This window comes from Congregibacter brevis, from assembly GCF_045689245.1.
Lineage (GTDB): Bacteria > Pseudomonadota > Gammaproteobacteria > Pseudomonadales > Halieaceae > Congregibacter > Congregibacter brevis.
In genome coordinates, this window is record NZ_CP136865.1 from 3780791 (window position 1) to 3800360 (window position 19570).

The window sequence follows — 19570 nt, forward strand, 5'->3', positions numbered from 1 at the left end:
CGACAAATACACAACACAACTATCGATAAGGAACGGCAGACCCTATGAGCCGATCATCCGAGCTTTTTGAACGCGCAATCCGACACATTCCCGGCGGTGTGAACTCCCCCGTACGGGCATTTAAGGCGGTGGGTGGTACACCCATATTTATCGATCGAGCGGATGGTGCTTACATCTTCGATTGTGATGGCAAACGCTACACCGATTATGTGCTGTCCTGGGGTCCCATGATCATGGGGCACAATCACCCCGAAGTGCGCGAAGCCGTCGTGCGTCAATCAGAGAAAGGCCTGAGCTTCGGTGCGCCCACGGAGCTGGAGATTGAACTCGCAGACACCATCTGCGACATCATGCCCAACATGGATCTTGTGCGTATGGTGAATTCCGGCACAGAGGCGACGATGAGCGCTATACGACTGGCGCGGGGATATACTGGTCGAGACATCATTGTGAAGTTTGAAGGCTGCTATCACGGGCACTCGGACTCTCTGCTCATCAAGGCCGGTTCAGGTGCACTCACCTTGGGTGTACCCAGCTCTCCTGGTGTTCCCGCAGCCTTGGCGGATTACACCATGACCCTCACCTACAACGACCCCGAAGGCCTGCGAAAGGCTTTCGCTGAGCACGGCGACCGCATTGCCTGCCTTATCGTTGAGCCGGTAACAGGGAACATGAACTGCGTACTGCCCACGCCGGAGTTTCTGAGCGCCATGCGTGAAGTTTGTACCGCCAGCGGTGCGGTACTGATTCTGGACGAGGTGATGACAGGCTTTCGTTTCGGCACTCACGGCGCTCAAGGGCATCTGGGCATCGAAGCGGATCTCACATGTCTTGGAAAAATCGTCGGCGGCGGCATGCCTGTAGGGGCCTTTGGCGGCAAACGCGAAATCATGGAACAGATTGCCCCGCTAGGGCCGGTGTACCAAGCCGGCACGCTATCAGGTAATCCCATCGCCATGGTGGCCGGGCTCGCTACCATGCGCATCATTTCCCAGCCTGGTTTTTATGAACCGATTTTCGCAAAGACCCAGGCTATCTGTGACGGTATGCAGCAAGCGGCAGACAAGGCGGGGGTTCCCTTTACGACGAATCACGCGGGCACTATGTTCGGCGGGTTCTTCACCGAATCTGAGAGCGTGACTAACTATGCGGATGTGATGGCTTGCGATACTGATAGCTTTGCGCGCTTCTTTCACCATATGCTGGAACTGGGCGTTTATCTTGCGCCCGCGTCCTACGAGGCTGGCTTCATGTCCGCAGCCCATACAGACGAGGATATTGAAGAGACCGTCGCAGCGGCCGCCACGGCATTCGCAGCGCTTTAAGCTAAGCAGGAGTTATCTATGGCTTTTGAATCGACCCGCGGCGCATTTCCCCACACGCGTATGCGTCGACTTCGCGCAAGCGATTTTGCCCGGCGCCTGGTGCGTGAGAACGCGCTCTCACCCAATGACTTTATTTATCCGGTCTTTGTACTTGAGGGCGAGAATCAGCGCGAGGCAGTTCCTTCCATGCCTGGCGTGGAGCGTCTGAGTATCGACCTATTGGTGGAACTCGCGGGAGAGATGGTAAGCCTGGGCATTCCTGCCATAGCTCTATTCCCCGTTGTGCCCACAGAAAAAAAGAGCCTCCTCGCCGAAGAAGCCTACAATGCTGACGGCCTGGCCCAACGCGCCGTACGCGCGCTAAAACAGGCGCAGCCCGAGCTGGGAGTAATGACGGACATAGCGCTGGACCCCTTCACTACCCATGGCCAGGACGGCATCATCGATGATCAGGGCTATGTTCTTAACGATCGCACTACCGAGGTGTTAGTGCAGCAGGCAGCGAGTCATGCAGCTGCAGGAGCGGATGTTGTCGCACCGTCGGATATGATGGACGGGCGTATCGGCGCTATACGCAATGTCCTTGAGGATGCGGGACATGTAAACACGCTCATCATGTCCTATGCAGCAAAGTACGCTTCCAGCTACTACGGCCCCTTTCGCGATGCCGTGGGCTCGTCCGGAAACATCAAAGGCGGCAACAAATTCAGCTATCAAATGGATCCCGCTAACAGCGATGAAGCCCTCCACGAATGCGCACTGGATCTGCAAGAGGGTGCTGATATGATTATGGTCAAGCCCGGCATGCCGTATCTGGATATTGTTCGAAGGGTCAGCGAAGAGTTAAAGGCCCCCACCTTCGCCTATCAGGTGAGCGGAGAGTACGCCATGCACATGGCAGCATTTGAACACGGCTGGCTCTCTCGGGAAGCCGTAATGCTTGAATCACTCATGTCCTTCAAACGCGCGGGCTGCGCCGGCATCCTCACCTACTTTGCGATGGATGCCGCTCGCGCACTTCAGTAACGGTCGGCAGCGTATGCGCACACTCCACGCGCTCCTGTGCCTATCCCTTTTGTGCTCATCGACGACCGTGCACGCGGAATGTGCGTGCCTGTGGGAGGGCTCTTTCAGCGAAGTTCAGCAATCTGCGGACTTGGTGATCGCTGCACGAGTGTTGAACATCAAAGGCAATGCGGTAGACGTAGAGGTGGAAGAAACCCTCCGCGGTCGCGCCTACCTGGAAAATCTTCGCGTCTGGATGGAAACCCGTGACTATTGCCGTCCTCCTGCAGAGGACTTCCCAGTGGACTCCCGCTGGGTATTCGCGCTAAAGCGCATCACCGAGCTCCCCAGTGACGGCTTTGACCCCTCTACCCCCAATCAGAGCTTCGGTCGCGTGGATGACTACTACCTATCAAGCTGCGGCGGCTATTGGCTAAACTACAGCGGTGAGGCAGTGACGGGAAATCTTGTAAACGCCCCCCGTTGGGCACGAGACCCGGATATGACTCCCGTGCTCATGGACCTCCTGCGCGCCTTCCTGAGAAACGAGGCTGACGGTGAAGCCTTACTCAAGGCAAGCCGGGAAGATCCTGCACTGACGGATCTTATGCTCGACACCAAGGCGTTCTTGCGGGGCGACGAGGGCCGGCAGTAAACAGTTACTGAGGCTTAAAAGCGCCGCCAGCGACGGCGCTCGGGACTTTTCCCCGCAACAACATCCATAAGCTCATCAAGCATTCGTAACGACAAACCCCAGATTCGTCGCTCCTCGTAAAAGTAGCAAGGCATGCGAAGCCGCATACCATTGCGCTCCCAAACCATCTCTTCACGATTGTCAGTATCCAGGAGAAACTCCAGCGGCACCCAAACCACCTCGGCAACTTCGTGATTCGGATGAAAGTTAACGCTGCGCTCGAGGTGAAAAACATAGGGAGATATCACCAAGCCTCGAAAGCGACTGTTGATGGCGTTCAGTTCCGATAGAGCGCCTATGCAGGGTTCCTGGGTACCAAGGTGTAGGCCTATCTCTTCGTCCGTCTCTCGCCGAGCAGTCTCCAGGTCGTTTTCATCATCAGGCTCTCGACGCCCACCGGGAAAAGCCATTTGTCCTGACCAGGGATCTCCTTCCTTCTCCGCTCGGCGAATCATCAGTACCCCTAATTCCCCATCTCTGAGCTGAAGTATCAAAGCGACGGCAGCACGCTTCATGATGCCTTTTAACCATTTTCGCGAGGGTCGATGGCTCGCCAAGCCCGATTCGGCCATTTGTAACAAGGAGATGGACACAGCGTGGTTTGCCTTGGCGCGCAATTTCGAAGTGGCGATTAAGCCAGCAGGATTTGCCAGTCGCAAGCGCAAAGATCATTAACTAGATCAATCTCGGATCACAAACTCTGAGAACTTCCTACAAACACCGGACTAGACTAATTTACACTGCCCGCCCCCTTCTATCAGGAATCGTCCGTGTCCAAGCTCGAGAGAGATCTCTTGTTCTCCATCGAACAGCTCGCGCTCAGCTATCGAGCGAAACCTGCCTTGCAAGGAATCAACTGGCAATGGAGGGAAGGTGAGCACTGGGCGATTCTGGGAGCCAATGGCGCCGGAAAAACGGCGCTGGCAACGATTATTTGCGGGGAACAGACGCGCTTTGCGGGAAGTTTCGAACGCAGCGATAGCTTGATCGAGGGTGGCACGGAGTATGTGTGCTTCGAGCGAGGTCGTCGTCTCTGTGAAAGAGATCAAAAACTCGACTGCGCGGAGTTTGAAAGCAACGCTAAAGATATTGGAACCCGCGTTCGGGACTTGCTCGAAACGGACGACTGGTCTGATGCGGATCGCGATGCGCTTATCGAGCTCCTCGGTATTCAGAACATACTCGACCGCGGTCTGCGCTACATCAGCACAGGGCAAATGCGCAAAGCCTTACTGGCAAGCGCCCTCTTTTCGAAACCAGCGCTACTAATTCTTGATAGCCCTTTGGACGGTTTAGATGTGGCGGCACAAGAACGACTACGGGAAGCGCTCAGTGACATTATGGCGCAGAGTCCAGCAGTGCTCACGCTCTGCCGAAGTGTGGAAGAAATACCCAGCGCCTGTAACAAGCTGATGATCCTCGATCGGGGACGCGTCATTGCTACGGGCTCTCCCGACGAGGTTCTTAAGAGCCCCGAAGGGCGCAGCATACTTGAAGCCCCCCCCATCGTGTTTGGAGCTCTGCCGGGGAAAGAAAAACCAAACTTCTCGCCGGATGCAGGCCCCACCATCGCACTTCAAGACGTATCGGTATCCTTTGGCGACCTTTGCGTCTTTCGCGACCTCGACTGGCGCATGGAGTCCGTGCATCACAGTGTGATCGTTGGACCCAACGGGTGCGGGAAAAGCACGCTCCTTGATTTGCTCACAGGGGACAATCACAAAGCATATGGCCAAAACGTTTCGCTGTTTGGTCAACGCCGAGGCAGCGGAGAGAGTATCTGGGAAATAAAGGCTCGCTTTGGTCGGGTCGATGCGCGCATGCAATTTGCGGTACCTAATGGCAGTACTGTTGAGGCGGTAGTACTGTCGGGCTTCTTCGACAGCGTTGGACTGCGAGATCGTCCGAGCGATCTGCAGCGCGCCACTACCCGTCAATGGCTAGCTTCTTTGGGGCTGTCAGCGCAGCAGAAATCAGAGTTTCATACCCTTAGCTTTGGTCTACAACGATTGGTGCTTCTGGCCCGCGCGATGGTGAAGTCACCGGACATCCTTCTGCTGGACGAGGCGACGTTGAGTCTGGATCCCATACACCGCAGATTGTTGTTGGAAGCTGTAGATCATGTGATCGATGCGGGGCATTGCCAATTACTGTTCGTCAGTCATACCGTCGGTGAACTCCCCCGGTGCATCAATCAGGTTTTAAACTTTAAGCCCAGCGAGGAGGGTTCGAGAATCACTGTGAGCGATCGACTTCCATTGAACAAACAAGAGTGATCCACGCTGAGACCACAGCACTCGCTCAGGAATCAATAAACCGCCGGAGCTCTCGACAAGTAGATCCATTGCAATACAGCAGGCCGCGCTCAGCGCTCGCAGAAGCACGCTCGGGACTTCCCGCCGCGACATGACTCAGCGCCAGCTCCAGATAAACCTCAGCACGCTGGGGAGCAATGCGTAGAGCGCGCTCAAGACGGGCAAAGCTGGCGGGTAAATCTCCTTCTTGCCTCAGCGTTTTCGCTTGTTCCAACAACCTATCGACGGGGCTAACGGCAGGTGTCTCGGGTTTGGTCGACGGCACAGCGGGTGTGGGCACGTTAGAAGAACGCTCACTGGCCTCAGGTGTTTCTGGCGATATGGGCGCTGGACCCGAGGCGCAGGCTGCAAGAAGCAGCGCGCCAAGGCCGAGTACCAGACATCGCAAAGCGCTGTATAGACGCCCCATTAATCAGTCCCCTCCAAAGAGTTTTTCAAACCAGCCCCGGATGCCGTCAGACTTTGGTGAGCAGCCGGTGCTGGCTGTCGGCTGAGATCCCACTATGAAGGGTAGCAGTCGCGCATTACTACAGCCTTCTCCGGTCAGCTCACCGGTTACGTCATCCACACGGTGGAGTTCGACGCCCCCAGGCATGCGATAACTCAGGGGACGGCTGGCAGCCTCAGCCATAAAATCCGCCCAAATTCTCAGGGCCCCGCTAGATCCCGTGAGCCCCGTGGCGTCATTATTGTCGCGGCCAATCCAGGTCACCGCCAGTAAGTCGCCGGAGAAACCTGCAAACCAGGAGTCTCTGCCATCATTGGTCGTGCCAGTTTTTCCCGCGACGTGGAAATCATCAGCCAGACTTCGATATACGCCTCTGCCTGTCCCCTCGCGCACCACTTCCCGGAGGGCATAGTGCAAAAGATGGATAGCTCGGGGATCTACTGCACGCTCGTACTCGGTAATGTTATTGCGAAGGATTTCCCCCTTTCGGTTAACAATCGACAGGATGCTGCGAAGCGGTGTGCGGGTGCCGTCGACGGCGATGGTCTGGTAGACCCTGGCCATCATTAATGGAGAGTATTCACCCGCTCCAAGCACCAGAGACGGCACTTTTGGTACATCCTGACGCAGACCTAGACGCTGCAGCATATCTACCACCGCGGGCAAACCAATATCCATCCCTAAGCGAGCTGTTGCCTGATTATAGGACTTGGCAAGCGCACGATGCAGCAAGACGCTTCCGTGGGACTCACGATCGAAATTCCTCGGCGCCCAAACGTCGCCATTAGGGCCCGCAACCCGAAGCGCCGAGTCATCCAGGGGCGTCGCTAGGTTGTAAGACTCGGATTGCTCCAAGGCGGCGAGATACACCGCCGGCTTAAGCAAAGACCCCGCAGGACGCCTGGCGTCCAGCGCGCGATTAAAGCCGGTTGCGCGGGGTTTTCGTCCCCCCACAATCGCTACGACTTCACCATTGACCGTTCGCGTCACAACACTTGCAGTCTGCAAATCTCCCGCTGGATTGAGCCTGTCCATGATGTTGGTGGTGCTACGCTCTAGCTGATCCTGAAGCCGCGGGTCGAACGGTGTGAATATCCGCAGCCCTGCCGTTGCATAATCTTCCTTGCGGTACTGCTCTTTGAGATGGCGTCGGACCAGGTCCAGATAAGCAGGGTACGTATCTGAGCGACGGGAGCCGCCCACGGCAAGTGGCATAGCTTGGGCTACGACCGCCTGCTCCTCATTGATGACCCCCTGCTCCGCCATGACCTGCAGAACTAGATCCCGGCGTTCTCGCGCACGCTGTGGGTTACGGCTGGGATTGTAGAAGCTGGGGCCGCGGATCATGCCAATGAGCAGAGCCTGCTGGTGTAGCCCCAACTCTTCCAATGGCGTATCGAAGTAGTGCATCGCCGCAAGGGCAAAGCCGTGAATAGCCCGAGGACCATCCTGCCCGAGGTAAACTTCGTTGAGATAGCTCTCGAGGATTTCCGATTTTTCATAATGCGCTTCGATAAGCATCGCCATAAAAAGCTCTAACACTTTTCTGCGGACGGTCCGTTCGGAACTTAGGTAGTAGTTTTTTACCAACTGCTGCGTGATAGTGCTGCCGCCTGCGACCACACGGCCCGAACGCACATTACCCAGAGCCGCCCTGGCAATACCTGTGGGTGAAAATCCGAAGTGAGAGTAAAAATTGCGATCCTCAATCGCGAGGAGTCCTTCCTGGAGTGTGTCCGGAACCTCATCGAGGCGCAGGAGTAGGCGATCCTCGCCATGAGCGGGATAAATGCCACCCATTTGAACTGGCTCAAGTCGCAGGATATCCAGCTCGGCCCCGGCACTGCTCAGACCGTTCAAACTTGCGGTCGCGAACTCCAAGGTGGCCATGCGCGCCGGCTCCCGTCCGTCCGGAAAGGTAAAGCCGCGGCTGTGCACACGTAAACGCTCACCAAACACCTCGTACTGGCCGCGGTCGCGCACTCTTGAGACTCGGCGATAGCCCAAACGATCTAACTCTCCCACCACCGCAGACTGGGGTAAGCGGGCACCGACAAACAGCTCCATGGGGCGAGCGTAAACCTGCGCGGGCAAAGCATAGCGCTTACTTTCGAAGGTCCCGGTTATCAACGCATTGAGATAAAACAGTCCGGCAATAAGCGCACAGACAAAAACCAGAAGGAGTTTGCGTAAAAATGAAAGGAAGCTCTGCATGAGCGCGAAGTGTACTTCGCGGCAGAGTCAGCAGCCACAGATAGCGTCAGTTTTAGGCGTTCCCCTACACTTCACCGGACAACATGCGCATAATGCCGCGCATTAAAAAAACACACAGGTAATAACATGAAGCAGTTCAAGGTTTACGGGCTCGGCGCAGCACTCGTGGATACCGAGATACGCGTGGACGATGCCTTCCTGGCCGAGCTAGGCGTAGAAAAGGGACTCATGACACTCGTTGACGGCAACCGTCGCGGAGAGCTCTTACGGGCGCTTGATGGGCACCTGGTCGAGGCGCGGCACGCCAGCGGCGGTAGCGCAGGCAACACCGTCATTGCGACGGCGCTATTTGGCGGTGAGTGCTTTATGACCTGTCGGGTCGCAGACGATGCAGACGGACGGATCTATCTCTCGGACCTGCAAGATGCCGGCGTGAGCTTTCCACCACCTGCACGAACTGATGACCCCACGGGCAAGTGCCTGGTGCTGGTGACACCAGATGCGGAGCGCAGCATGAATACTTTCCTTGGAGCATCTGAGGGACTAAGCATCGAGCAACTAAATTCCGAGGCTATCGCAGATTCTGAGTATGTTTATCTTGAAGGCTATCAGGTGAGCTCTGAGACGGGTCTTGCCGCGGCAATCCGAGCGAGGGAGATCGCCCAAGACGCAGGCGTACCCGTGGCTCTGAGTTTTTCAGACCCGGGCATGGTCGAGTTCTTTCCAGAGCAGTTTCGCAAGATGGTTGGCCCAGGCGTCGACCTCGCCTTTGCAAACGAAGCTGAGGCCATAAGCTGGACCGGCATGTCCGATCTCGCCGACGCCGTGGAAGCGATGAAAGACACCGCGAAGCGCTTTGTGATCACCCGAGGTGGTGAGGGCGCAGTTTGCTATGACGGCGAGGAGCTCCACGAGATACCCGTTCACTCGGTGGATGCGGTAGACAGCAATGGTGCCGGAGACATGTTCGCGGGCGCCTTTTTGTTCGCACTTACCGAGGGAGAGGACTACCCCACCGCGGGCCGATTTGCGGGCTTTGCTGCAGGGACCGTAGTATCGCAATGGGGCCCTCGCCTTGCGCCGGAACAGTATGGGACACTACGGGACAGCTTTTTCGGCAAGCGTTGAGCTAGGACTATCCACGTTCAGCGCGAGAAACCCCCGCTGCGATCACAGGAACACGACCAGGAAGCATAGTCATCATGGACAAGCCGCATATTAAAACCGATCCGCTTTATCAGCTATTGCGGCAGGAAGACGTCAAGGCATTCAACGAGCAGCGCGATGCTCTAGACTGCAGTAATCTGCGTAATGGCGATTATCGTGGCAGGGATCTTCGCAACATGAATGCGAAGGACCTGGATTTCAGTAACTCGTACTTTCGTAACGCCGACTTGTCGGGCATCGACTTCCGGTCTACCAACCTTCAGGGCGCCAGCTTTTTGGACGCCAAGCTATCGGGGGTTTACTTCCCCGAAGAACTCAGCGCAGAAGAGATCAGACTTTCCCTCGATACAGGAACGCGTCTCCGCTACCGAAAGGACTAGAGCGGCAGAGTCTTATCCCCGAGAGAGTAAGTCTCGAAGATCAATGATCGCGGCATTTGCTCGGCTGATGTAGGACGCCATTACCAAAGAGTGATTAGCAAGGGGGCCGAAGCCAGAGCCATTGAGAATCATGGGGCTCCAGACAACGCCCTGAGTACCCTCTAGCTCCCGAACGATCTGCCGCAAGCTAACCTGAGCGTTCTTGTCTTCGAGAATGTCGGCAAAGTCTACTTCCACTGCCCGCAGAAAATGAATCAGAGCCCAGGCCGCACCACGCGACTCATAAAAAACATCATCGATCTCGTTCCATGGAGTACGTACTTCTAGCTCATTGGGGGCCGCCGTGGACTGGCTGGCATTGCCATCCCCAGCCAGGTCTGTGTTGACGCGACGCTCCGAGACGCTCGCAGAAAGTCGCTGCGACAAACTTCCCAAGCGCGTGTTAACCATCGCCAACCATTCTCTTAGATTGTCCGCTCGAGCGTAGAATTGGGCGTCCTGCGCATTAGGATCCATCAAACGCTGAAGATAGGACTCAGTCGAACGCATAGCCTTACGGTACTCGCTTTCTGAAGCCGGCAAGAGCCAGCTGTCTGACTGAAAGTTCAGCAACGGTTCTGCAAGGGAGAGATCAGCGTCTTCTTTCGACTGCGACTGCGAACGGGAAAAAAACTCCCGCATTGCCCGCACCAGATCACGGGACTGAATCAACACGCCGTACTCCCAGTTGGGGATATTGTCCAGATAGACGCCGGGAGGAAAACGGTCATTCCGCAAATAGCCCCCGGGTTTTGAGAGCATAGTGTCCACAACACCGAGTAGCGCTGAAGTAGTCACTGCCCCCGTCACAGGTGGGGCAGCGCTCTGTGCCGCGTTGGCGCTGCTGCTGTAACCACGAGCCCGCTCCACCACGTCAAACGCCGACGGAGTGATACTCCAGTACATACCCAGAACAAGAACCACAACTGCGTAGACAACAAACCCCGCGGTGAGAATAGATAACCACCGCCCTTGAGGAAGGTAGTCGTCGGCAAAGTTCCGCAGGCGTCTACCCATGCTCGGCTTAGGGGTATCGGAGCTTGCCGGGGTATCTTCAGTCATCGCAATCGCTCAATTTGTTCGTCTAGCTCTAGTTTCTTGATAGCGCGGCCGATCATCATCTTAATGATCATCATGCTTACTTTTCGCCTCAGGCGCCGCTCGACGTACCTGCGCATCCGTGCAGCTCTCACCCTCAGTCGTCTGCAAGCAGACAGGCACAGTATCGCCCTCAGCGGGAGTGCTTTGCATCCCCATCAACATAATGTGTAAACCACCCGGTTCTAACGCAATGACACCCTCGGCTTCAATGGTCAGCGTATTGACTGGCTGCATGGTCGAGCGTCCGCCCTCAAGGCGGGTCTCATGCAAACTTGCCATGCCTACGCTGGAGCTTACGCCCTGAATCGATACAGCAGATGCAGAGGGATTATGTACCTCGAAATACGCAGCGGTCATTTTCTGACCCGGCGGCATTGCGCGGACCCAAGCGTTGGATATTTGCAGCTTTTCTGCCGCAATACTGGCGCTAAAAGCGGAAAAAAACACAATCAGCGGAACTCTGACATCAATCATGAACCAAACCGTCCTCTAGGGAGTAAACACTCACCGTTGCTCGGTGTCATTGCGAGAAACGCATAGTTTAACAACATGCGATCCGGCGCAGAATAAATAGTCGCTGCGTTCATAGCTCACGAGCACGGTACAATAGATAACAAGCGACAAGGGTTTGTTCATGTTTCAGGCTTTCACCACACACAATGCAGCAACATCGTCCTGGCGGCAGCCGCTGGCGACCAGCGTGTTTTTTGCAGCGAGCTTCCTTATCGCCGTTACGACAAGCGCCGCGTTCGCACAGTCAAATTCGCTTTCGGACAATGCGCAGAGCAGCACTCTGGAATCTGCTCTTGAATCAAACCCTGGCAACTCCCTGGATACTCAGTTCGCACAACCAGAGTTTTTACCTGTGGAAGAGGCCTACCCCCTCGCGGTAGAAACCATCGAGAACGATTCATTGCGCCTGGTATGGCAGATGCCTCCTGGCTACTACCTTTATCAGCATGCCTTCAGCTTCGAAATCACTACCGAAGGCGTATCCACAGAGATAAACCCTGACTTCCCTCTGGCAATCGAGCGTGAAGACGAGTTTTTTGGGCTTGTGAAGGTGTACTACGACAGTGTGGATATGGAGCTGAGCTCCACAAGTCACCTTGCCGGTGGACAGCTTCGCGTCACTTCCCAAGGCTGCGCCGACGCAGGCCTTTGTTATCCGCCAAGGACACAGTATTTCACGATCGGTCATAACGGCTCAGTACAGGAAGTGAGCGCTGCAGCATCAAGAACAGCGATGGGCACTTCGGCTGCGAGCCCACCAGCGGCGAGCATGCCTGCAGGAAGCCAAGGTCTTTTGTTCATGATGTTGCTGGCCTTTGCAGGCGGCATCATCCTAAACCTGATGCCCTGTGTGCTGCCTATTCTTTCGCTCAAAGTATTGGGATTTGCATCGGCACCCGCGGAGCAGCGAAAACATCACGGATGGCTCTACAGCGCCGGCGTCGTGCTGAGCTTTTTGCTGGTGGCGGGCATTCTCCTTGGCTTGCGGGGCGCCGGACAGGCCATTGGCTGGGGCTTCCAACTACAGTCGCCAGGTTTTGTCATAGCCCTCGCCTACCTGTTCGTGGTCATGGGACTTGCTCTTAGCGGCCTCATAGAAATGGGCAGCGGATTCATGAATCTTGGCAGCGATCTGGCGGGACGGGGAGGAGCGACCGGCAGCTTCTTTACCGGTGTCCTTGCCGTCGTGGTGGCGAGCCCCTGCACCGCGCCGTTTATGGGAACAGCTCTAGGCTACGCTCTGGTGCAACCCCCACTTCAAGGCCTCAGCGTCTTTACTGCCTTGGGGGCAGGTATGGCCGCACCGATGCTGCTTCTATCCTACAGCGACACGGCTCGACGCTTGATGCCCAAACCAGGACCGTGGATGGAGCGCTTAAAGCAGGCTCTGGCGTTTCCTCTTTATGCCACGGCATTGTGGTTGTTCTGGGTTGTGGGGCGGCAGACCAGCGTTGACGTCATGGCCGCAACACTTCTGGGCGCTTTGCTTATTGCCCTGGGACTCTGGCTATGGCGTGGTGCGCTATTTGCGAAAGGCGTCGCCATTGCCTGTGTTGCTCTAGCCGCAGTCTTTGCGGGCTGGCGACCAGCGCACCTCAACGAGAGCTCTGCGCTACCCGAGGGCACCGTGGCCTACAGCCCTGCAGCTTTGCGCGAGCTGATTGCCGACGGCAAGCCTGTGTTTGTCGATGTCACCGCTGACTGGTGTATTACCTGCCTTGCCAATGAACGTGCAGTGCTACTGACGTCTACAGTTCAGCGTGCATTTCGCGAGACGGGGGTGACCTACATGATCGCCGACTGGACCGACTACGACCCGGTCATTGCAGAGTTCGTCGCCAGCCATGACCGAAGCGGCATCCCTCTGTATGTGCTCTATAACGGGGCGGCCACACCACAGGTTTTACCTCAGCTGCTGCGAACGCAGACCGTTCTAACAGCACTGGACAGCGTGAGCAGCATGGCCGTGGCGTCTAGTGACGCCCCCTGAGATACAATTAGGCCGCTAATTTCGGCAAAAAGGCATGTAACGTCGACAAAAGCGCCTGTTATCTGGACAAACGCACTGATTTAGGCAACACTCCGCCCAAATCACACCGTCTGAGCGCCTCATGGCCCGAGTTTTAGTCCTTCACGGCCCAAACCTGAATATGCTGGGTGAACGCGAGCCCGCTGTTTATGGGGTCGACACCCTCCAGAGCATCAATGAACGGCTTCACGCGCATGCCGACGACGCCTCGTGCTCCATCGCCTGCTTTCAGAGCAATGCTGAAGTTGAGTTGATCGAAGCTGTTCATACGGCGCGTGGCGAGGGCACAGAGTTCATCATTATCAATCCCGCGGCTTTTACGCACACCAGCATTGCTTTGCGGGACGCTCTTGCCGCGACACGGCTGCCGTTTGTCGAAGTACATCTTTCTAACGTGCATGCTCGCGAGCCATTTCGGCACAATTCCTATTTTTCCGATCTCGCCAAGGGCGTGATCTGCGGCTTGGGGGCGCTTGGTTACGACGCAGCCCTCCAATTCGCTTTGCAACACCTCAGTACAACTCCCCCCCAATCTGCCAGAGACTGACTCATGGATATTCGTAAAGTTAAAAAGCTGATCGAACTGCTGGAGGAATCCGGCATTGGCGAAATCGAAATTAAGGAAGGCGAAGAATCCGTGCGCATCAGTCGCGGTGTTAGCGGTGCTCCGGCTCCCGCGCCAAACTATAGCTACCCACCTCCTGCACCTGTTGCCGCTGCGGCACCGGTCGCGCCACAACCAGCCGCCGCTCCTGCTGCGGCACCTGCGGAGGCGAGCGACAGCGCCCCCGCTACTAATGGCACGGTCGTAAAATCACCGATGGTCGGTACCTTCTATCGCTCACCCTCACCCTCTTCGCCAGCATTTGTTGAGGTAGGCAAAACTGTGCAAGCCGGTGACGTACTCTGCATTGTCGAAGCCATGAAGATGATGAATCAGATCGAAGCCGAAGTTTCCGGCACTATCGAAGCCGTGCTGGCCAATAGCGGCGAACCGGTGGAGTTTGACCAACCACTGTTCTCTATCGTTTAAACAGGCGGGTACCGACAACATGCTGGAAAAAGTGCTTATCGCTAACCGCGGCGAAATTGCGCTGCGGATCCTGCGCGCCTGTAAGGCCATGGGGATACAAACGGTCGCTGTCTATTCAAAAGCTGATGCCGACCTCATGCACGTCCGTCTCGCTGACGAGGCTATCTGCATTGGCCCTGCAGGAGCGGCGCAAAGCTACCTCCACGCGCCGGCCATCATCTCCGCGGCAGAAGTAAGCAACGCGGACGCGATTCACCCGGGTTATGGCTTTCTTGCCGAGAATGCTGATTTTGCCGAGCAGGTGGAGCAATCAGGGTTTATTTTCATTGGTCCGCGATCAGAAACCATTCGACTCATGGGTGACAAGGTATCGGCGAAAGATGCCATGAAAGCTGCCAATGTGCCGACAGTTCCTGGCTCCGACGGTCCGTTACCGGACGACCCCGATGAAATGATCGAGATCGGGCGGCAAGTAGGTTATCCGGTGATCATCAAAGCTGCCGCAGGCGGTGGTGGTCGAGGTATGCGCGTCGTGCACAACGAGGCCGCGCTAGTTAACTCCGTGCAAATTACAAAAAGTGAAGCCGCTGCCGCTTTTGGCTCTGATGTGGTGTACATGGAGAAGTATCTCCAGCGCCCCCGGCACGTCGAAATACAGGTTATTTCGGACGGTAAAGGAAACACCATCCACCTGGGCGACCGAGACTGCTCCCTCCAACGTCGTCATCAAAAAGTCATTGAAGAAGCCCCAGCACCGGAGATTGATCCCGTAGCTCGGGAAGAGTGCGCCGCAGCCTGTGTAAAGGCCTGTAACGAAATTGGCTATCGCGGTGCTGGTACCTTCGAGTTTCTTTACGAAGACGGTGGTTTCTATTTCATCGAGATGAACACGCGAGTTCAGGTAGAGCACCCCGTCAGTGAACTAATCACGGGCGTAGATATCGTTCGGGAACAGCTACGTATTGCTGGCGACCTCCCCTTATCGGTTTCGCAGGATCAGATAACGTTCACGGGACATGCACTTGAGTGTCGTATCAACGCTGAAGATCCACAGACTTTTATGCCCTCGCCGGGACGTATTACGACCTTCCACGCACCGGGCGGGCCCGGAGTTCGCGTCGACTCGCACATCTATGACGGCTACACCGTGCCACCCTTCTACGATTCGCTCATTGCTAAAGTGATCAGCTACGGCGAAGACCGCGATCAGGCTATGGCACGTATGCGTCAGGCATTGGATGAGCTCGTCATAGAAGGCATCAGCACCAATACCCAGCTCCACCGTGAACTGGTGCGCGACGCATCGTTTATGACGGGCGGTGTCAGCATCCACTACCTCGAAAGCAAGCTCGAAGACGGCTAAAGCCATGAGCTGGCTGCAGCTGCGGATGGACTGCGGCAAAGCAAACGCAGCGGCGCTGGAGGAAGCCCTCCTCGCCGCCGGCGCCCTGTCTGTCACCCTTGAAGACCGAGAAGACGAGCCACTGCTAGAGCCAGCTGTGGGTGCGACCCCCCTTTGGCAGGCTATTCGAATTACCGGCCTTTTTATGGCCGACGCCGATATGGATGCGGTTCTTGCAACGCTTTCTGACCTCGACGATGCGTCTACCGCCCGCGTAGAAATCCTTGAAGACAAGGATTGGGAGCGGGAATGGATGCAGCACTACGAGCCTATGCGTTTTGGAGAGAGAGTGTGGATTTGCCCGAGCTGGAAGGAACCTCCAGAGCCGGACGCGATCAACCTGCTCCTGGATCCAGGTTTGGCCTTCGGTACCGGCACCCACCCCACCACCGCAATGTGTCTTACCGCACTGGACGGTATGTCTCTTGAAGGCAAACGAGTGGTGGATTTTGGTTGTGGCTCTGGAATTTTGGGCATTGCAACCCTGCGTCTGGGCGCGGCAGAGTTACTCGCCGTGGATAACGATCCGCAGGCTCTCGTTGCTACCGCCGACAATGCTAATCGCAACGGCGTCAATCCTGACCAGCTTGAAATCGCACTTCCCGGTAACTTTGCGTCTGATGATTGGCAAGCTTCCACAGACCTAGTGCTAGCGAATATTCTGGCGGGGCCCTTAGCGGATTTATCCGACGAGCTCTGTGATTTTTTGGCTCCGGGAGGACAATTGGTGTTGGCGGGACTGCTCGACACGCAGGCTGATGCGCTCATCAAACACTATGCGTCCAGACTTCAATTGTCTGTTTTACACCAACAGTCAGAGTGGGTGTGTCTTGGAGGAGAGCTCACCTAGTTTTGGTTAAAAAATGAGCAGTTTTTAGCCCTAAAGCCTTTTTTGCTGCGCTTCGCTCACGTAAGATTGCGCGTCCTTCGAACCAGCCCCAAAACGGACTCGCACTTAACGCCTCCATGCTCACTATCGGCCCCTACCAAACCGTCAATGCCGTGGCTCTTGCGCCCATGGCAGGGGTTACTGATCTTCCCTTTAGACGTTTGTGCGCGCGCTTTGGAGCGGGGCTACTCGTGGGCGAAATGGTCCACAGTGACCCGCGTCTGCGGGAATCTAGAAAAAGCCAACAGCGTCGCAGCCATGATCTTGAGATTAATCCTCGTTCAGTGCAGATCGTCGGTAACGATCCTTTACTCATGGCAGAAGCTGCTCACTACAACGTGAGCTGCGGCGCACAGATCATCGACATCAATATGGGTTGCCCGGCAAAGAAAGTCTGCCGGAAGGCGGCGGGGTCAGCACTCCTCGCCGATGAGCCGCTGGTAGAAGAGATTCTCACTGCGGTGGTTGCCGCCGTCGATGTCCCTGTAACTCTAAAAATCCGCACCGGCACAGATCCCGAGCATAGAAACGGCCCCACTATCGCCCGTATCGCAGAGGACGCTGGGATAGCGCTATTGGCAGTCCACGGACGCACCCGCGCTTGCGCTTTTCAAGGGGAGATAGAACATGACACGACGGCGCTGATCGTCGAAAGTGTCGATATTCCGGTGCTGGCGAACGGTGATATCTGCAGCGCAAGGGACGCTCAAGCCGTCCTTACACACACTGGCGCGGCCGGTGTCATGGTGGGACGCGCGGCTCAGGGTGCGCCTTGGCTACCGGGTATGATCGCCAACGCCATCGACGGACGCCCCACTCCCGCTCCCGATTTAGGCACACAATATTCTGTTATGCGTGAGCATCTGCTCGAGCTGCACGAGTTCTACGGAGAGTTCGCAGGGTCTCGAATTGCGCGTAAACATATCGGCTGGTACCTCGACGGACATCCTGCGTATCACGACGAAAAACGCATTTTTAACCGACTCGATGACGCCGCTGACCAGCTGCGCTTCCTCGACACACTCTTTAACCATTTAGACCGACAGGATCGCGCTGCATGAGTAAGGCCGAAGCTCTGGCTGAAAGCACAGTAGAACAAACCGCAGTAGACAGTACCGTGGAAAAAAATGCCTCCGTAAAAGGTGCTCTATTCGAGCTCACACAAACCAGCGAGGCAGCGACCGTCGCTTCTCTCAGAGAGGCGGTAGACCTCTTTGTGCGCCGCTACCTCGATGAGATGGACGGCGAAATGAGCTCAGACTTCTACGACCTGGTGTTGTCTGAAGTCGAGGCGCCCCTGCTGAAAGCCGTCATGGAATACACCCGACAGAATCAAAGCCGCGCTTCAACAATGCTGGGGCTTAACCGGGGAACACTCCGCAAGAAACTCAAACAATACGCCATCGATAATCGAGGACCCGCACTGTGAGCTCTGCCAGCAACAGCAACAACTACCCGGTACGCCGGGCCCTGATCAGCGTCTCGGACAAAACAGGCATTGTGGAATTCGCGAGCGCCCTAGCCGGTATGGACGTCGCTTTGCTGTCCACCGGCGGCACCTATCGTATGCTCAGCGAAGCGGGTCTTACGGTGACCGAGGTCGCGGAGCACACGGGCTTTCCTGAAATGATGGACGGACGAGTAAAGACCCTTCATCCCAAAATACACGGCGGCATTCTGGGTCGCCGAGGCGAAGACGACGACGCAATGGCTGAGCACGGCATAGATGCTATCGATATGGTCATCGTTAACCTCTATCCCTTTGAAGCCACGGTTGCGGACCCCGACTGCACTCTTGAAAACGCGATTGAGAATATAGATATCGGCGGGCCCGGCATGCTCCGCGCGGCAGCAAAGAACCACGCCTGGGTCAGCTGTGTCACTCGCGCTGAAGATTACTCTCGGGTGCTCGTAGCCATGCGCGACAACGCTGGCTGCGTGCCTGCTTCCCTGCGTCGTGATCTCGCAGTTAGCGCCTTTGAGCACACAGCCGCCTACGATGGAGCCATAGCCAATTATCTCGGGACGCGTCTTGACGACGAATCCGAGACCCACGGCAGAACGCTGAACCTACAGTTTCACAAAGTTCAGGACCTGCGCTACGGCGAGAACCCCCATCAGGGCGCGGCTTTTTACAGAGAGCGGAATATCACAGGGCCGTCCCTTGCGACGGCGACACAGATTCAGGGCAAAGCATTGTCCTACAACAATATTGCCGACACCGATGCAGCTCTGGACTGCGTGAGACAATTTGCGGAGCCCGCCTGCGTCATCGTTAAACACGCTAATCCCTGTGGCGTAGCGACTGGTGAGAACACCCTGAGCGCCTACGAGCGAGCCTACGCAACTGACCCCGAGTCCGCCTTCGGTGGGATCATCGCCTTTAATCGCGAAGTTGATCGAACAACCGCTGCACTGATCATCGAGCGTCAGTTCGTCGAGGTCATCATCGCGCCGTCTATCAGCGACGCCGCTGGCAAAGTTCTGGCCGAAAAAAAGAACGTCCGCGTACTCACCACCGGCTCACTGCTAGATACGGTTGCTGGCATGGACTACAAGCGGGTAGCTGGCGGCCTGTTAGTACAAGATCGGGATGAGGTGGTTATCAATCCCGATGACCTCAGAGTCGTGAGCAAGCGACTGCCTACGGAAGAGCAAGCGCGGGATTTGTTGTTCGCGTGGAAGGTCGCCAAGTACGTGAAGTCCAATGCCATCGTTTACGCCAGTGACGAGCAAACTGTCGGGGTGGGAGCGGGCCAGATGAGCCGCGTTAACTCTGCGCGCATTGCTGTGATCAAGGCGGAACATGCTGGACTCAAAGTACCCGGGTCTGTGATGGCTTCGGATGCGTTCTTTCCTTTTCGCGATGGTATCGATAACGCTGCCGCGGCAGGCATCAGCGCTGTCATACAGCCCGGGGGCTCTATGCGAGACGAAGAGGTCATCGCGGCCGCAGACGAGCATGACATGGCTATGGTGTTCACGGGTGTCAGACATTTCCGCCATTAATCGCAGC

Annotated in this window: 20 protein-coding genes; 15 read left to right on the forward strand and 5 right to left on the reverse strand. The window is 56.3% G+C overall.

Annotation, left to right across the window (positions count from 1 at the left end):
- Window positions 1-44: 44 nt before the first annotated feature.
- From hemL to R0137_RS16900, 3 genes are read left to right on the forward strand one after another with little or no spacing between them, the layout of a single operon-like run.
- Window positions 45-1325 (forward strand): glutamate-1-semialdehyde 2,1-aminomutase, encoded by a 1281-nt coding sequence (gene hemL, locus R0137_RS16890; RefSeq protein ID WP_407327577.1) that lies wholly within the window; start codon window positions 45-47, stop codon window positions 1323-1325.
- An 18-nt stretch (window positions 1326-1343) separates the two neighbouring features.
- Window positions 1344-2351, forward strand: a complete 1008-nt coding sequence (gene hemB / locus R0137_RS16895; protein WP_407327578.1) for a porphobilinogen synthase — start codon at window positions 1344-1346, stop codon at window positions 2349-2351.
- Between the two features lie 13 nt (window positions 2352-2364).
- Window positions 2365-2985: a delta-aminolevulinic acid dehydratase gene (locus tag R0137_RS16900; RefSeq protein WP_407327579.1), complete on the forward strand. Its 621-nt coding sequence runs from the start codon at window positions 2365-2367 to the stop codon at window positions 2983-2985.
- Window positions 2986-2999: 14 nt separating this feature from the next.
- Here the strand turns inward: R0137_RS16900 and R0137_RS16905 are convergent, their stop codons facing one another.
- Window positions 3000-3539 carry an NUDIX hydrolase gene (locus R0137_RS16905; RefSeq protein WP_407327580.1) on the reverse strand — a complete coding sequence of 180 codons (540 nt, stop codon included), beginning with the start codon at window positions 3537-3539 and terminating at the stop codon, window positions 3000-3002.
- On the opposite strand from R0137_RS16905, the gene R0137_RS16910 reads away from it, so the two are divergent.
- On the forward strand, window positions 3538-3699 hold the full coding sequence (locus R0137_RS16910; protein ID WP_407327581.1) for a hypothetical protein: 162 nt from the start codon (window positions 3538-3540) through the stop codon (window positions 3697-3699). The genes R0137_RS16905 and R0137_RS16910 overlap by 2 nt on opposite strands.
- A 95-nt stretch (window positions 3700-3794) precedes the next feature.
- Entirely contained in the window at window positions 3795-5300 is a 1506-nt protein-coding gene (locus R0137_RS16915) for an ATP-binding cassette domain-containing protein (RefSeq protein ID WP_407327582.1), read from the forward strand.
- 25 nt (window positions 5301-5325) lie between these two features.
- Here the strand turns inward: R0137_RS16915 and R0137_RS16920 are convergent, their stop codons facing one another.
- On the reverse strand, window positions 5326-5748 hold the full coding sequence (locus R0137_RS16920) for a tetratricopeptide repeat protein (protein WP_407327583.1): 423 nt from the start codon (window positions 5746-5748) through the stop codon (window positions 5326-5328).
- A gap of 3 nt (window positions 5749-5751) precedes the next feature.
- A complete protein-coding gene (gene mrcB, locus R0137_RS16925; protein WP_407327584.1) occupies window positions 5752-8001 on the reverse strand; it encodes a penicillin-binding protein 1B in 2250 nt (749 codons plus the stop codon).
- A 126-nt stretch (window positions 8002-8127) separates the two neighbouring features.
- Here mrcB and R0137_RS16930 point away from each other — a divergent pair, with 126 nt between their 5' ends.
- Window positions 8128-9129 carry an adenosine kinase gene (locus R0137_RS16930; protein WP_407327585.1) on the forward strand — a complete coding sequence of 334 codons (1002 nt, stop codon included), beginning with the start codon at window positions 8128-8130 and terminating at the stop codon, window positions 9127-9129.
- A gap of 74 nt (window positions 9130-9203) precedes the next feature.
- On the forward strand, window positions 9204-9548 hold the full coding sequence (locus R0137_RS16935; RefSeq protein ID WP_407327586.1) for a pentapeptide repeat-containing protein: 345 nt from the start codon (window positions 9204-9206) through the stop codon (window positions 9546-9548).
- A 12-nt stretch (window positions 9549-9560) separates the two neighbouring features.
- Here the strand turns inward: R0137_RS16935 and R0137_RS16940 are convergent, their stop codons facing one another.
- Both R0137_RS16940 and R0137_RS16945 read right to left on the reverse strand, forming a co-directional pair.
- The gene (locus tag R0137_RS16940) at window positions 9561-10649 is read right to left on the reverse strand and encodes a DUF2333 family protein (protein ID WP_407327587.1); all 1089 of its coding nucleotides are present in this window, start codon (window positions 10647-10649) and stop codon (window positions 9561-9563) included.
- Window positions 10650-10709: 60 nt separating this feature from the next.
- A complete protein-coding gene (locus R0137_RS16945; RefSeq protein WP_407327588.1) occupies window positions 10710-11162 on the reverse strand; it encodes a copper chaperone PCu(A)C in 453 nt (150 codons plus the stop codon).
- A 160-nt stretch (window positions 11163-11322) separates the two neighbouring features.
- On the opposite strand from R0137_RS16945, the gene R0137_RS16950 reads away from it, so the two are divergent.
- From R0137_RS16950 to purH, 8 genes are all read left to right on the forward strand, one after another.
- Window positions 11323-13191, forward strand: a complete 1869-nt coding sequence (locus R0137_RS16950; RefSeq protein ID WP_407327589.1) for a protein-disulfide reductase DsbD family protein — start codon at window positions 11323-11325, stop codon at window positions 13189-13191.
- 121 nt (window positions 13192-13312) lie between these two features.
- Complete coding sequence (aroQ, locus tag R0137_RS16955) at window positions 13313-13777, forward strand: type II 3-dehydroquinate dehydratase (protein WP_407327590.1); 465 nt, start codon at window positions 13313-13315, stop codon at window positions 13775-13777.
- 3 nt (window positions 13778-13780) lie between these two features.
- Window positions 13781-14263: an acetyl-CoA carboxylase biotin carboxyl carrier protein gene (gene accB, locus R0137_RS16960; RefSeq protein ID WP_407327591.1), complete on the forward strand. Its 483-nt coding sequence runs from the start codon at window positions 13781-13783 to the stop codon at window positions 14261-14263.
- A gap of 19 nt (window positions 14264-14282) precedes the next feature.
- Window positions 14283-15626, forward strand: a complete 1344-nt coding sequence (accC, locus tag R0137_RS16965; protein WP_407327592.1) for an acetyl-CoA carboxylase biotin carboxylase subunit — start codon at window positions 14283-14285, stop codon at window positions 15624-15626.
- Between the two features lie 4 nt (window positions 15627-15630).
- Complete coding sequence (gene prmA / locus R0137_RS16970; protein WP_407327593.1) at window positions 15631-16515, forward strand: 50S ribosomal protein L11 methyltransferase; 885 nt, start codon at window positions 15631-15633, stop codon at window positions 16513-16515.
- 116 nt (window positions 16516-16631) lie between these two features.
- Entirely contained in the window at window positions 16632-17615 is a 984-nt protein-coding gene (gene dusB, locus R0137_RS16975; RefSeq protein ID WP_407327594.1) for a tRNA dihydrouridine synthase DusB, read from the forward strand.
- Window positions 17612-17983 carry a DNA-binding transcriptional regulator Fis gene (gene fis / locus R0137_RS16980; RefSeq protein ID WP_407327595.1) on the forward strand — a complete coding sequence of 124 codons (372 nt, stop codon included), beginning with the start codon at window positions 17612-17614 and terminating at the stop codon, window positions 17981-17983. Before dusB ends, fis begins: the two co-directional genes overlap by 4 nt.
- Window positions 17980-19563: a bifunctional phosphoribosylaminoimidazolecarboxamide formyltransferase/IMP cyclohydrolase gene (gene purH / locus R0137_RS16985; RefSeq protein WP_407327596.1), complete on the forward strand. Its 1584-nt coding sequence runs from the start codon at window positions 17980-17982 to the stop codon at window positions 19561-19563. The genes fis and purH overlap by 4 nt, the downstream gene beginning before the upstream one ends.
- Window positions 19564-19570: the final 7 nt, after the last annotated feature.

What these genes read in the sequence shown, in the direction of transcription:
- hemL (WP_407327577.1), top strand. Translation starts at nt 45, where the DNA reads ATGAGCCGATCATCCGAGCTTTTTGAACGCGCAATCCGACACATTCCC.
- hemB (WP_407327578.1), top strand. Translation starts at nt 1,344, where the DNA reads ATGGCTTTTGAATCGACCCGCGGCGCATTTCCCCACACGCGTATGCGT.
- R0137_RS16900 (WP_407327579.1), top strand. Translation starts at nt 2,365, where the DNA reads ATGCGCACACTCCACGCGCTCCTGTGCCTATCCCTTTTGTGCTCATCG.
- R0137_RS16910 (WP_407327581.1), top strand. Translation starts at nt 3,538, where the DNA reads ATGATGCCTTTTAACCATTTTCGCGAGGGTCGATGGCTCGCCAAGCCC.
- R0137_RS16905 (WP_407327580.1), bottom strand. Translation starts at nt 3,539, where the DNA reads ATGAAGCGTGCTGCCGTCGCTTTGATACTTCAGCTCAGAGATGGGGAA.
- R0137_RS16920 (WP_407327583.1), bottom strand. Translation starts at nt 5,748, where the DNA reads ATGGGGCGTCTATACAGCGCTTTGCGATGTCTGGTACTCGGCCTTGGC.
- mrcB (WP_407327584.1), bottom strand. Translation starts at nt 8,001, where the DNA reads ATGCAGAGCTTCCTTTCATTTTTACGCAAACTCCTTCTGGTTTTTGTC.
- R0137_RS16930 (WP_407327585.1), top strand. Translation starts at nt 8,128, where the DNA reads ATGAAGCAGTTCAAGGTTTACGGGCTCGGCGCAGCACTCGTGGATACC.
- R0137_RS16935 (WP_407327586.1), top strand. Translation starts at nt 9,204, where the DNA reads ATGGACAAGCCGCATATTAAAACCGATCCGCTTTATCAGCTATTGCGG.
- R0137_RS16940 (WP_407327587.1), bottom strand. Translation starts at nt 10,649, where the DNA reads ATGACTGAAGATACCCCGGCAAGCTCCGATACCCCTAAGCCGAGCATG.
- R0137_RS16945 (WP_407327588.1), bottom strand. Translation starts at nt 11,162, where the DNA reads ATGATTGATGTCAGAGTTCCGCTGATTGTGTTTTTTTCCGCTTTTAGC.
- R0137_RS16950 (WP_407327589.1), top strand. Translation starts at nt 11,323, where the DNA reads ATGTTTCAGGCTTTCACCACACACAATGCAGCAACATCGTCCTGGCGG.
- aroQ (WP_407327590.1), top strand. Translation starts at nt 13,313, where the DNA reads ATGGCCCGAGTTTTAGTCCTTCACGGCCCAAACCTGAATATGCTGGGT.
- accB (WP_407327591.1), top strand. Translation starts at nt 13,781, where the DNA reads ATGGATATTCGTAAAGTTAAAAAGCTGATCGAACTGCTGGAGGAATCC.
- accC (WP_407327592.1), top strand. Translation starts at nt 14,283, where the DNA reads ATGCTGGAAAAAGTGCTTATCGCTAACCGCGGCGAAATTGCGCTGCGG.
- prmA (WP_407327593.1), top strand. Translation starts at nt 15,631, where the DNA reads ATGAGCTGGCTGCAGCTGCGGATGGACTGCGGCAAAGCAAACGCAGCG.
- dusB (WP_407327594.1), top strand. Translation starts at nt 16,632, where the DNA reads ATGCTCACTATCGGCCCCTACCAAACCGTCAATGCCGTGGCTCTTGCG.
- fis (WP_407327595.1), top strand. Translation starts at nt 17,612, where the DNA reads ATGAGTAAGGCCGAAGCTCTGGCTGAAAGCACAGTAGAACAAACCGCA.